Source organism: Bradyrhizobium genomosp. I (2014) (assembly GCF_000261685.1).
Classification (GTDB): domain Bacteria; phylum Pseudomonadota; class Alphaproteobacteria; order Rhizobiales; family Xanthobacteraceae; genus Bradyrhizobium.
In genome coordinates this window covers 1-10537 of record NZ_AJQE01000186.1, presented here as the reverse complement: position 1 = coordinate 10537, position 10537 = coordinate 1, and the positions used below count along the sequence as shown (strand labels likewise).

The 10537-nt window shown below is 63.6% G+C and carries 17 protein-coding genes; 11 read left to right on the top strand and 6 right to left on the bottom strand.

Annotated elements, in window-relative coordinates:
* Positions 1 to 236: NAD(P)-binding protein (locus IC50_RS17790; RefSeq protein WP_035707401.1), on the bottom strand; the 236-nt coding region annotated here is incomplete at its 3' end.
* 235 nt (positions 237 to 471) lie between these two features.
* The gene (locus IC50_RS17785) at positions 472 to 777 is read right to left on the bottom strand and encodes a hypothetical protein (protein WP_157460994.1); all 306 of its coding nucleotides are present in this window, start codon (positions 775 to 777) and stop codon (positions 472 to 474) included.
* 131 nt (positions 778 to 908) lie between these two features.
* On the opposite strand from IC50_RS17785, the gene IC50_RS17780 reads away from it, so the two are divergent.
* The 3 genes from IC50_RS17780 to IC50_RS17770 all read left to right on the top strand — a co-directional run bounded on the left by IC50_RS17780 (position 909) and on the right by IC50_RS17770 (position 1863).
* Positions 909 to 1166, top strand: a complete 258-nt coding sequence (locus IC50_RS17780) for a DUF2312 domain-containing protein (protein ID WP_035707397.1) — start codon at positions 909 to 911, stop codon at positions 1164 to 1166.
* 108 nt (positions 1167 to 1274) lie between these two features.
* Positions 1275 to 1529, top strand: a complete 255-nt coding sequence (locus IC50_RS17775; protein WP_035707395.1) for an AbrB/MazE/SpoVT family DNA-binding domain-containing protein — start codon at positions 1275 to 1277, stop codon at positions 1527 to 1529.
* Positions 1510 to 1863 (top strand): type II toxin-antitoxin system PemK/MazF family toxin, encoded by a 354-nt coding sequence (locus IC50_RS17770; protein WP_035707392.1) that lies wholly within the window; start codon positions 1510 to 1512, stop codon positions 1861 to 1863. The genes IC50_RS17775 and IC50_RS17770 overlap by 20 nt, the downstream gene beginning before the upstream one ends.
* A gap of 7 nt (positions 1864 to 1870) precedes the next feature.
* Here the strand turns inward: IC50_RS17770 and IC50_RS41340 are convergent, their stop codons facing one another.
* Both IC50_RS41340 and IC50_RS17765 read right to left on the bottom strand, forming a co-directional pair.
* Positions 1871 to 2014, bottom strand: a complete 144-nt coding sequence (locus IC50_RS41340) for a hypothetical protein (protein ID WP_157460992.1) — start codon at positions 2012 to 2014, stop codon at positions 1871 to 1873.
* A 286-nt stretch (positions 2015 to 2300) separates the two neighbouring features.
* Positions 2301 to 2864 (bottom strand): SET domain-containing protein, encoded by a 564-nt coding sequence (locus IC50_RS17765; RefSeq protein ID WP_035707404.1) that lies wholly within the window; start codon positions 2862 to 2864, stop codon positions 2301 to 2303.
* A 164-nt stretch (positions 2865 to 3028) separates the two neighbouring features.
* Between IC50_RS17765 and IC50_RS17760 the strand changes: the two genes are divergently transcribed.
* Positions 3029 to 3634: a hypothetical protein gene (locus IC50_RS17760; protein ID WP_035707389.1), complete on the top strand. Its 606-nt coding sequence runs from the start codon at positions 3029 to 3031 to the stop codon at positions 3632 to 3634.
* A gap of 115 nt (positions 3635 to 3749) precedes the next feature.
* On the opposite strand, the gene IC50_RS17755 is transcribed toward IC50_RS17760, so the two are convergent.
* Positions 3750 to 4484 (bottom strand): TetR/AcrR family transcriptional regulator, encoded by a 735-nt coding sequence (locus IC50_RS17755; RefSeq protein WP_035707387.1) that lies wholly within the window; start codon positions 4482 to 4484, stop codon positions 3750 to 3752.
* Between the two features lie 104 nt (positions 4485 to 4588).
* Here IC50_RS17755 and IC50_RS17750 point away from each other — a divergent pair, with 104 nt between their 5' ends.
* From IC50_RS17750 to IC50_RS17720, 7 genes are all read left to right on the top strand, one after another.
* Positions 4589 to 5986, top strand: coding sequence for a carotenoid oxygenase family protein (locus tag IC50_RS17750; RefSeq protein ID WP_035707385.1), 1398 nt, complete (start codon positions 4589 to 4591; stop codon positions 5984 to 5986).
* A gap of 67 nt (positions 5987 to 6053) precedes the next feature.
* The gene (locus IC50_RS17745) at positions 6054 to 6311 is read left to right on the top strand and encodes a hypothetical protein (RefSeq protein WP_035707382.1); all 258 of its coding nucleotides are present in this window, start codon (positions 6054 to 6056) and stop codon (positions 6309 to 6311) included.
* Between the two features lie 76 nt (positions 6312 to 6387).
* On the top strand, positions 6388 to 6963 hold the full coding sequence (locus IC50_RS17740) for a hypothetical protein (protein ID WP_035707380.1): 576 nt from the start codon (positions 6388 to 6390) through the stop codon (positions 6961 to 6963).
* Positions 6964 to 6975: 12 nt separating this feature from the next.
* On the top strand, positions 6976 to 7530 hold the full coding sequence (locus IC50_RS17735; RefSeq protein WP_035707377.1) for an inner membrane-spanning protein YciB: 555 nt from the start codon (positions 6976 to 6978) through the stop codon (positions 7528 to 7530).
* A 190-nt stretch (positions 7531 to 7720) separates the two neighbouring features.
* A complete protein-coding gene (locus IC50_RS17730) occupies positions 7721 to 8017 on the top strand; it encodes a hypothetical protein (protein ID WP_035707375.1) in 297 nt (98 codons plus the stop codon).
* 15 nt (positions 8018 to 8032) lie between these two features.
* Positions 8033 to 8953, top strand: coding sequence for a hypothetical protein (locus IC50_RS17725; RefSeq protein WP_035707372.1), 921 nt, complete (start codon positions 8033 to 8035; stop codon positions 8951 to 8953).
* Positions 8954 to 9045: 92 nt separating this feature from the next.
* A complete protein-coding gene (locus tag IC50_RS17720; RefSeq protein WP_081492462.1) occupies positions 9046 to 10095 on the top strand; it encodes a DUF3616 domain-containing protein in 1050 nt (349 codons plus the stop codon).
* Positions 10096 to 10153: 58 nt separating this feature from the next.
* On the opposite strand, the gene IC50_RS17715 is transcribed toward IC50_RS17720, so the two are convergent.
* A partial coding sequence (locus IC50_RS17715) for a fumarate hydratase C-terminal domain-containing protein (protein WP_035707366.1) occupies positions 10154 to 10537 on the bottom strand: 384 nt, incomplete at its 5' end.

Genomic DNA, 10537 nt, shown 5'->3' with positions numbered 1-10537 from the left:
GGCTCCTGCCGTTCGGTGCGCCGCGCGAGCAGCTTCGGCCAGCGGAAGTCGTCATCGCCAATGGCACGCATCGGGTTCGGGATGCGGATATGCTCCGGCGTGGTCGCCGTGCGCAGATCCTGCCCCGCTTCGACCAGCAGCACGCGATGCGACGGGTCTTCGCTGAGCCGCGCCGCCAGGGTCGCGCCGGCGGAGCCACCGCCGATGACGATCGTGTCGTAGTCCTGCTCAAGCATTTTCGCTTGCTCCCACTTGCTTCGCTCCACCCCGTGCTACGACCCGATCGGGCGTGGCCGATCTGGCGCGATCCAGCCCGGAGGCAGCGGTCGGCTCCGGGAAAGCCCGAGCCGGATACGAATTGTCCAGTCGGTGCCTTGAAACCGAGAATGTACCAGACCTCAATGAGATATTCGGCGGTTCGGTCGCGGTCCTCCGTCGCGAGCCAAAACACCTGCTTCATGCCTTTGCCGATCAGCCGCGAGACATCGCGCGCGTGAACAGGACCGTCAGGCTGCGCGAGAACGGCGTCGATGACGTCATCGCAGCACCCGTGGCCCGCGCGCGGTCTTCGGGTGTCTCGGCGCCGGTGTAACCCAACGGTGGAAACTGATGAGGCTGAAACTTGGCTTCGGCGCGCAGCCGCTCCAGAACGCTGCGCTTTTCCGGCGTGAGCTGGACGACCTCGTTCGAGGGGGCCGGGAAGAGCTGGCTGTATTTCCAATAAAGAAAGCCGCCGAATACGATCACGCAGAAGATGAGGGCGCTGACGAAGATCAAGAGGTATTTCATTGAGACCGGGCGAACGCGTTCCGTTCATCCATTTGGCGGGCAAGGCATGGACGCCGAGGTTAACACAGTGGTGATGTCTTTGCGGTCATTTTTCCGACCTCAGTCAGCAAAGAGGCACCATGTCCGACATCACCATTCCCGGCGGCAAGATCCGGTCGTTCGTCGAGCAGATCGAGAACCTCGACACGGAAATGCAGGAGTTAAGTGAGCAGAAGAAGGAAGTCTTCGCGGAAGCCAAGGGCGAAGGTTTCGACGTCAAGATCCTCAAGGAGATCATCAAGCTGCGCAAGGAAGACAAGAACGAGCGCGAAAGCCTGCTCGACCTCTATATGCGCGCGATGGAGACGGCCTCGCCGGAGCAGGCGAAGGCGGCGTGAGGGCGGCAGCAACAGCCGGCTTTGCCGCCCCCCTTTTTTGCAGATGACCTCCATTGACCGGCTTCAAGATTGTATCTACATTGTATCATTGGATGTCGGAGGCCCGGAATGAAGGTGGCATTCCAGAAGTGGGGCAATAGCCTGGCGCTGCGGGTGCCCAAAGCGTTCGCAGATGAAATCGGAGCGCGCGACGGCCGCGCGGCGGAGATGACAGTGGCCGACGGGAAGCTGGTGATCGAGATTGCGCTGCCGAAACGGCGGAAACGCCGCTATGCGCTCGACGAGCTCGTTGCCGGGATAACGCCGGACAACCGCCATGACGAGACCGATTGGGGGCGGGCGGTTGGCAAAGAAATCTGGTGATCATTGCCCGGAGGCCGGCGATCTGATCTGGATTGATTTGGACCCTACGGTGGGCCACGAGCAAAGCGGCCGACGACCAGCCATCGTGGTGTCGCAGCGCAGTTACAACGCTGCAGCAGGCCTTTGCGTGATCTGCCCGATCACAAGCCGCGTGCGCGGCTATCCATTCGAAGCCGCACTGCCGGACGATTCGAACATTCGTGGCGTCGTCCTGGCAGACCAGCCCAGAAGCATCTCGTGGGAAAAGCGGCCCATCGCGTATGCCGGACGGGCAACCGACATGCTGCTGACCGAAGTCCGCGAGCGCTTGGCTGCGCTGCTCGGAATTGACTGAACTTCGCTCAGGTCATGTGATCAGTTGCGGGATGGGTCACGCCGTAGGATGGGTTGAGCCCTTGCGAACCCATCGCTCTTTTGTCACACGTGTTCGCGACGAAGGCGGCGCTGATTTCGCCATCCGCCTCAAGGGGGGCGCGATTGGCCATCGTCGTTATTCCTCGGGCATGCGAAGCTCGGCAACGATCCGGCTGATGGGCCGGGCCATCAGTTGGAGAACGGCAGTGAGTTCGGTGAGCGGAGCCAAGGAAAGTGATGGGTTTCGCAAAGGGCTCAACCCATCTGACTGTCATCGCCCGGCCTATGCGCAATTGCGAACTGGACCTTGGGCGACCTGACATTCCAGAGACGTCAGTGTCAGAATCGAGAAGCTACGGCGCACTGGATGCCCCGGCCGAGCCAGGGCATGACAGCGGAGCCAGGCGCGAGTGCGAGCTACGCCCGTGCGCGGCCGCCAACCTTGGCAACGGCGTGGCCGTTGAGCTTCTTCTTTTTGGCGGCCTTGGTCTTCGAGCCCTTGGCGCCCGCCTTCTTGGCCTTGCGCGCCTTCACCTTGGCGGCTTCGGCCCGCGCCTCGGCGCGCAGCTTCTTGCGCTTCTTCTCGCAGGAGTCGCACTTGCAGCCGATCGGCTTCAGATAGGCTTTGAAATAGTCGGTGCCGTAATCGTAGTTGATCTCGTCGCCCGGCTCGATGTTCTTGATGGCGCGGATGAAGACCTTGCGCTCGCGCGGCCGGACATCGGATTCCGCGTTGGGCCGGCAGGAGTGATTGATGTAGCGCGCGAGGTTCTTGCGCACCGAGCCGTCGATGGTCCAGCGGCCGTTGAGCTCGAACAGATATTTGTTCTCGATCTCGTCCTCCTCGGGAATCCTGGAATCCAGGATCGGTCCGAAATAGCGGATGATCCGGGTCCCCTTCCTGATCGGCTTGGTGGCGAAGAGGCCAAGTCCGGTCTTGGAGCGGCCGACGCGATAGGGTTTGTTCGAGGTGGCTGGCATGATCAAGAAAACGAGGGACGCGAATGAGGCCGGATCGGCTTAAAGCGAAGCCGCTCTTCTAGAACGATTCCGCGCCGCTGTCAGGTATATCCCGTCCCTGTTTGAACCTTGCCCACAATCAAGACGTCTGATGGTACGGAGTTCCCACGGCATCCAAACCTCATATGAAGCGAATGACCAGCATAGGTCCGGCTGTCTTGATGACTTGCATCGGCCTGAACAGCGCCGCCGCTCAATCCGTGGGCAGCACGTACACCTCGACGGCGCCAAAGGATTGCCGCCAGATCGGCAAGCCCAGCGAGCTCGACGGCAGCACCACGCGGGTATGCAAGGGCAAGGACGGGCTCGTGGTGCTGATCGCGGAGGACGATCTTCGCGAGGTCGTCTCGGTCGGTCGCAATCGCAAGGAAGCGGCCGAGGAACCGGCGGCCAAGATCTGGTTCGCCCCGTTCAATTCAGCGGAGACCACCATCGAATGGCGCACCGCGGGCGCAAGACCGTTTGCGATCATCCAGCGCTGGCACATCGCCGACGGCGCCGATCCCGACAAGCAGGGGCGGCCGAACACCAGGGCCATGCTGGTCGTGACGCGACTGCCGCCGGGCCCGGTCTGTCACGTCGCTTATGTGGACGCGATCGCCAATCCCACCGCCAACGAGCTTGCCCGGACCGCCGCGGATGATTTCGCCCGCAGCTTCACGTGCGGCAAGGACGAGGTGAAGATCGTCGGCACGCGCGGCCGCGCCGTCGAGCTGGCGACCATGCGCTAAAGCATGATCCGGAAAAGTGCGCAGCGGTTTTCCGAAAAGATCATGCTTAAACAACAACCTAAAGCGCGATGACGATTCATCCTAATCGCATCGCGCTTTAGAACGCCAACCGCCGCTACACGGGAAGTCTCGTGCTGACCGGCACCATCAGCATCGCCTCGAACAGCCGCTCGGCCGTCGTCCCCTCCGGCAGACGCTCCAAGATATCCCTGAGCCGCCCGTCGAGCAGCAGCGTGGTGAAGCCATGCACCATCGACCAGGCACGCGCGATCGCCGCGCCCTGGTCCAGTGTCAGCGCATCGCCGCTGATCTGCTCCTGCCGCATCATGCCGATGGCATTGGCAAGGCCGGCGAAGGAGGCTTCGGCCGCCTCATGCAGCGATGGCCGGGAATAATCGAGGCGCTCGGTGCGGAACATGATGCCGTACATGCCCGGATGGGCCTGCGCATAGGCGACATAGGCCTTCGGCCGCGCCAGCGCGCGCGCGAGCGGCGTGGTCGCGGTGTCGCAGGCCGACGCCATGGCCGCGTTGAACTGGCGGAAGCCGACGGCCGCGAGCTCGCTGAGCAGGCCGGTGAGATCGCCGAAATGATGGGTCGGTGCGGCATGCGAGACGCCGGCCTCCCGTGCCACCGCGCGCAATGTGAGGCCGGCAAGCCCGTCGCGCTCCAGCACCCGTTCGGCGGCCTGGAGCAGCGCCTCGCGCAGGGCGCCGTGATGATACGGGGTCTCGGTCTTCGGAGTGGCTGGCCGGCGCGCGCGAGGCGTCCGCGTACCCGCCGACGACGATATCTTTCGCGGCGTGCGCGCGCCGCGCGCGGTTTCGGTCCCGGTGTCGCTCTTGCCCATCGGACAAGCTATAGAGCGCAATATTGACAGTGTAAAGATTTCGCTTGACCGCGACCAGGATTGCCGCTATCCAATCTTTACGACGTAAAGATAGGGAGATAGCCGTGCAGCAGGTTGCCGTCGCCGAGCGCCGCAACAATATCGCGCCGATCCCGTTCGAGGCCGACGCGCCCTTCCTCAAGATTATCGGCGAATTGCCGCGCGAGCTGAACGGCACGCTCTACCGCAACGGTCCCAATCCGCAGTTCGAATCGCCCGGCGCGCACTGGTTCGTCGGCGACGGCATGCTGCACGCCTTCCATCTCGAGAATGGCCGCGCCAGCTATCGCAACCGCTGGGTCCGCACGCCGAAATGGCTCGCCGAGCACGACGCCGGCCGCGCCCTGTTCGGTGGCTTCGGGCGCAAGCTGCCGGATGCGCCTGCAAACCTCACCGACGGCGGTGTCGCCAACACCAACATCATCTTCCATGCCGGCAAGCTGCTCGCGCTGGAGGAAGCGCATCTGCCGACCGAGATCGAGCCCGGCACGCTGGCGACGCGCGGCTACCACAATTATCAGGGCCGCGTCGCCGGCAGTTTCACCGCGCATCCGAAGGTCGATCCGGTCACCGGCGAGCTCGTGTTCTTCGGCTACAACGCGGCCGGACCGCTGACGCCTGCCCTGTCCTGCGGATCGATCGACGCCTCCGGCAAGGCGACGCGCTTCGAGCGTTTCGAGGCACCCTATGCCAGCATGGTGCATGACTTCATCGTCACCGCGAACCACGTGCTGTTTCCGATCCTGCCCATCACCGGCAGCATGGAGCGCGCGATGAGCGGACGGCCGCCCTATGCCTGGGAGCCGGACAAGGGCGCCTATGTCGGCGTGATGAAGCGGAGCGGTACCGCGAAGGACATCGTCTGGTTCCGCGGTGAAGCCTGCTACGTCTTCCACATCATGAATGCGTGGGAACACGAGAACCGCATCATCGCGGACGTCATGCAGTTCGAGGAAGCGCCGCTGTTTCCGCATCCCGATGGACGGCCGACCGATCCGGAGAAGTCGCGCGCCCGCCATTGCCGCTGGACCTTCGATCTTTCGGGGAACACCGACCGCTTCCAGCAGACCTATCTCGACGATCTCACCGGCGAATTCCCGCGCATCGACGATCGCCGCGCCGGGCTGAAGAGCCGTCACGGCTGGTACGCCTGTGCCAATCCGAAGCTGCCGATGTTCGGCGCGCTGTCGGGCATCGTCCATGTCGACGGCAATGGAACGCGGCTCGGCCATTATCTGCTGCCGGCCGGCGACACCATCTCCGAACCGGTGTTCGTCGAGCGGTCGAAGGATGCGGCCGAAGGCGATGGCTGGCTGCTCGCGGTGGTCTGGCGCGCGCGGGAGAACCGCAGCGACCTCGCGGTGTTCAACGCCACCGATGTCGAGGCGGGTCCCGTCGCGCTGGTGCAGCTCGGCCATCGCGTGCCCGACGGCTTTCACGGCAATTGGGTGGGTGCGGTGTAGCGCCCGTCATTCCGGGCGCCTCCTTCGCGCCCGAGGCCGCAGCACCGATGTGTCACCAGAGAGGCCCATGCAGATGCCCTCGCTCGCCGCAGACTTTCTCGCCGTCCTCGCCCTGATCTGCGTCGCGGCTGCCGTCCAGATGATCCGGCTGCGACGGAGCGGCCAGGTCGTCTTCAACGGCGGCATCCTGCTCGGTCTCGCGATCGCCTGCGCGCTTCCCATCCTGTCGCGCCTGCCCTGGGCAGAATTGGTCGATGAGGTGTCCGACCAAGCCATTGCCACTATTGAACTCTTACATGCCGCTTTCGTTATTTTGACACTGTAAAGATTTTGCTTGACCCAGTGCTCCTCCTGAACTACTGATCTTTACACCGTAAAGATCGACCTTACCGGGGCGGCCCATGGCGATTTTCCTGATCCTCGCGCCCTACGGCGCTTACACTTGTCTGATGCTGGTGACGTCGGCCACTTCAAGCGTGTTCGCGGCCTCCGCGATCTGCTTCGCCACCATCGCGATCGATGTCGCGTGCGGCCGCTCGGTGAAGACCCTGGCCGCGGGCTCGGCGGTCGTGTTCGCCGCTATTGGGCTCTACATCGTACTGCTCGATCCGCAGCTCGGCACGCTCGGCGTCAAGCTGTCGGTCGACATCGGCATCTTCGTCATCTCGCTCGGCTCGATGCTGGTCCGCCGTCCCTTCACGCTGCAATATGCGCTGGAAGCGGTCCCGGCCGAGACCGCGGCGATGCCCGGCTTTCTCCATGCCAACTACGTCATCACCGCCGCATGGACAGCCGCCGCGTTGTTGATGGCGGCCGCCAATCTCGTATTGCTCTACGTTCCCGGGCTGCCGCTCTGGTCGAGCCTTGCGGTCGCCTTCGCTGCCCGCAACAGCGCAATCTACTTCACAAGATGGTATCCCGAGTATCATCAGATCAAGTACGGCACGCCGGCCCGCGCATTGCCCAACGCCCGCTGAACAGGATCGACGATGAAGGACGTATTCGCCCGCCTTGCCTCCGATTTCCTCTCGGCCATCGTCTTCCTGGCCGTCTACCTCATCACAGACAACGTCGTGCTGGCGACGTCGGTGGCAATTGCCGGCGCGATCGCGCAGGTGATCTATGCCCGCGTCAAGGGACGAGAGCTCAACTACATGACCTATGCGAGCCTCGCGCTCGTCGTCGTGCTGGGCACCGTCACGCTGCTGACCAACGATCCGCGCTTCATGCTGGCAAAACCTTCCATCGCGCATTTCGCGATCGGCCTCATCATGCTCAAGCGCGGCTGGATGCTGCGCTACATGCCGCCGATCGTCGCCGAGACCGTTCCCGAATATGTGACGGCCGCGGGCTATGCCTGGGCGGTGCTGATGTTCGTGATCGGCGCGGGCATGATCGTGGTCGCCTCCACAGGCGATCTGAAGCTGTGGGCCTTCTACATCACGGTGGTTGCCGGTGGCGCCAAGATCCTGGCCTTCGCCGTGCAGTATGTGGTCCTGCGGCTCATCGTCACCAGCCGTCGGCGCGCCGCCGCCCGTGCCTAAAGCGCGATGTGATCGCGCTTTAGGTTGTTGTCTGAGCACGATCTTTTCCGAAAACCGCTACGCACTTTTCGGGATCATGCTTCTATGCCTCAAATGCAGCGTTAGGCAGGAGCTGCGAGTTGGGCTATAGGCTCGCTGAGGACAGGCCGCGGATCGTCGCGGGCTGCCGGAATTTGTTCGGGAGACGGGAATGGCTGTGGACGGCAACTGGAATCTGACGATGACGACGCCGATGGGCGAGCGCCAGGCGACGCTGAGCCTGAAGGCTGCGGGCGGCACGCTCACAGGCATGCAAGGCGCGGAAGGCAATACCGCCGAGATTTTCGACGGCACTGTCTCTGGCGACAACGTCTCCTGGAAAGTCTCGATCGACAAACCGATGCCCCTCACGCTCGAATTCACCGGCACCGTCTCCGGCGACAGCATCAGCGGCGAGATGGGCATCGGCCCGATGGGCAGCTTCCCGTTCACGGGCGCGCGGGCGTAAGCGCGCGCTGCACCGATGCGTGCGCTCCGTCTCATCGCGGCGACGATCCTGTGTGTCGCGTCACAGGCCGCGCGCGCCGACGACACCGAGCCGGCGTGGCGCGCAAGCGCGCTCGCCCTGGTGCCGGCGGGCTATGTCGCCGGCACCGCCTATCGAACCGATGGTTCGACCGGCTATCTCTCCGTCTATCCGGCGGCATCGAACGATCCGAAGACGCCGGGAAGCGTCTTTGCTGCGCGTCAGGCCCTCGTGGTCACGCTGACGGCGGATGCGGCTCGCGCGGTATCGGCCGAGTTGAAGCCGCGCGCCGAGCCGGATCCCGACAACGACGACACCGACTTTGCAAAGCTGCACGCCGAACTCGCCGCAAAGCGCGCCGGCCTGCCCGAGGGCACCGAGCCCTGCGATCTCGGCGCCTGGTCGATCGACCTGGACCCTGCCGGCCTCAACGTGCGCGCCGAGCCCTCGGTGAAGGCCCGCGTGCTCGGGACGCTGCCGCCGCCCTACCGGCTCAAGCTCGGCGGCGCCGAGAACACGCCCGACGGCGGCTGGCTCACCGAATTCCGCATCATCGGCTTCAAGAACGGCTGGTTTCTGATCGAAGGCGCGAAGCCGCCGGGCAAGGACTACGAGGACGACAGGAAATATCCGCGTAGCGCGCCAAAACCCTATGCCGGGCGCGGCTGGGTCGCTTCAAGCAAGGTCGGCGCGAACTACGCCAATGGCGCCACGCGCGCGGGCGGACTGTTCCAGGCGCCCTTCGTCGACGCCAAATGGATGCCGGCCCAGCGCGAGCTCGGCGGTCCGATCGACGGCGATGGCGGGCCGAAGCGGCTTCTCGCCTGCAGCGGATATTGGGGTCTGGTCGAGAGCCACGACGGCGTGCGCGGTTGGTGGCGCGCGCTCTGCTCCAACCAGGTCACGAATTGCAGCTGACGGGAGCCAGCGCTCCGCGACATTCTCTCCCTTGCCTTTTATGCAATTCAGGATTGTATTTTTTGGGGGGGGGTGACACCCGGGAGGCAAGAATGCCCGATAGCATCGCGCGTGCAACTCACCGATCACTGATGGCTACGTTCGTCTGCATTCTGCTGGGAGCAACAATGCCGGCCGGGCGCGGCGAACATTTGCCGCCGAAGGTTGCTCCTGACGCAACGGCCTGGAAGCCCGCCTCGATCTTCAAAGACAACGAGAAGAACGAAAAGCTCAAGGACCAGCCGCGCATGAATCTGAGCGGCGCGGCATGCGTGCCGACCACGCCCAAATTCACGTCGTGCCTGATTGCCAATGACGAGAAGAAGTATGCGCAGTTCTTCTCGATCGAAGGCAACGTCCTCGTTCCAAAGGAACTCATTCTGCTTTCGGACGAAGACAAGGACCCCGATGCCGAGGGCGTCGCCTATAGCGAAGGCTTCTTCTACGTGACCGGCTCGCATGGTCGAAGCCGTCACAACGACAAGAAAAACCTGTCGAGTTACGCCGTATTTCGGATCGCCGTCGATCCGCAAACCGGCGTTCCCAGGACCAAACCTGATGCCGAGCGCGTCGATGGCGTCGAGGCGAGTTCACGGTTGCGCAAAGTGCTCAAGAAGGACGATGACGTCGAGGCGTACTTCAACGAGCCGCTTGCCGATGGCGGCATCAACATCGAAGGAATTGCGGTCAGGAACGGTCGCATGTACTTCGGGTTGCGAGGCCCGTCGCTGAAGCGTCATGCCTTCGTGGTCAGCGTCATGGCGGATGCGCTCTTCACCAAGAACGACGATCTCAAGCCAAGGACCAAATCGCTCGAACTCGGCAAGGATACCGGGATCCGGGACCTCGCTGCGGTCCGCGACGGGCTCTTGATACTTGCAGGCCCGACACGCGAGGAAGACGTTCCCTATACCGTCTGGCTGTGGGACGGCAGCAGCGAGACCGCAAAGCCCCTGGCGACGCTGGACCTGAGCAAGGTCAAGGAAGGCGCCAAAGCGGAAATTCTGCTTCCCCTCGAGGACGACGCCGACGGCATTCGCGTCCTCGTCATGTTTGACGGCGTCGAAAATGGCGGCGCCATGTCGTTCAAGATCCAGCGCTGAGCGCACGCTGCGTGGATCGTCCGCCGGTCCAGGAACCGGCGGACGACGCAAGACCCGATCAGCCCAGGTTCAACTCCTTGAAGAAGTCGTTGCCCTTGTCGTCGATGATGATGAACGCCGGGAAGTCGACCACCTCGATGCGCCAGATCGCTTCCATGCCGAGCTCGGGATATTCGAGCACCTCGACCTTCTTGATGCAGTGCTCGGCGAGGTTCGCGGCGGCGCCGCCGATCGAGCCGAGATAGAAACCGCCGTACTTCTTGCAGGCCTCGCGCACGGCCGGCGCACGGTTGCCCTTGGCCACCATCACCATCGAGCCGCCGGCGGCCTGGAACTGGTCGACGAAGGAATCCATGCGGCCCGCGGTGGTCGGGCCGAATGCGCCGGAGGCATAGCCTTCGGGCGTCTTGGCCGGCCCGGCATAGTAGACCGGATGGTTCTT

Bases quoted from the DNA above. Each gene is read 5' to 3' on its own strand.
- IC50_RS17780 (WP_035707397.1), top strand. From the start codon at position 909: ATGTCCGACATCACCATTCCCGGCGGCAAGATCCGGTCGTTCGTCGAG.
- IC50_RS17775 (WP_035707395.1), top strand. From the start codon at position 1,275: ATGAAGGTGGCATTCCAGAAGTGGGGCAATAGCCTGGCGCTGCGGGTG.
- IC50_RS41340 (WP_157460992.1), bottom strand. From the start codon at position 2,014: ATGGCCAATCGCGCCCCCCTTGAGGCGGATGGCGAAATCAGCGCCGCC.
- IC50_RS17765 (WP_035707404.1), bottom strand. From the start codon at position 2,864: ATGCCAGCCACCTCGAACAAACCCTATCGCGTCGGCCGCTCCAAGACC.
- IC50_RS17760 (WP_035707389.1), top strand. From the start codon at position 3,029: ATGAAGCGAATGACCAGCATAGGTCCGGCTGTCTTGATGACTTGCATC.
- IC50_RS17755 (WP_035707387.1), bottom strand. From the start codon at position 4,484: ATGGGCAAGAGCGACACCGGGACCGAAACCGCGCGCGGCGCGCGCACG.
- IC50_RS17745 (WP_035707382.1), top strand. From the start codon at position 6,054: ATGCAGATGCCCTCGCTCGCCGCAGACTTTCTCGCCGTCCTCGCCCTG.
- IC50_RS17740 (WP_035707380.1), top strand. From the start codon at position 6,388: ATGGCGATTTTCCTGATCCTCGCGCCCTACGGCGCTTACACTTGTCTG.
- IC50_RS17735 (WP_035707377.1), top strand. From the start codon at position 6,976: ATGAAGGACGTATTCGCCCGCCTTGCCTCCGATTTCCTCTCGGCCATC.
- IC50_RS17730 (WP_035707375.1), top strand. From the start codon at position 7,721: ATGGCTGTGGACGGCAACTGGAATCTGACGATGACGACGCCGATGGGC.
- IC50_RS17725 (WP_035707372.1), top strand. From the start codon at position 8,033: ATGCGTGCGCTCCGTCTCATCGCGGCGACGATCCTGTGTGTCGCGTCA.
- IC50_RS17720 (WP_081492462.1), top strand. From the start codon at position 9,046: ATGCCCGATAGCATCGCGCGTGCAACTCACCGATCACTGATGGCTACG.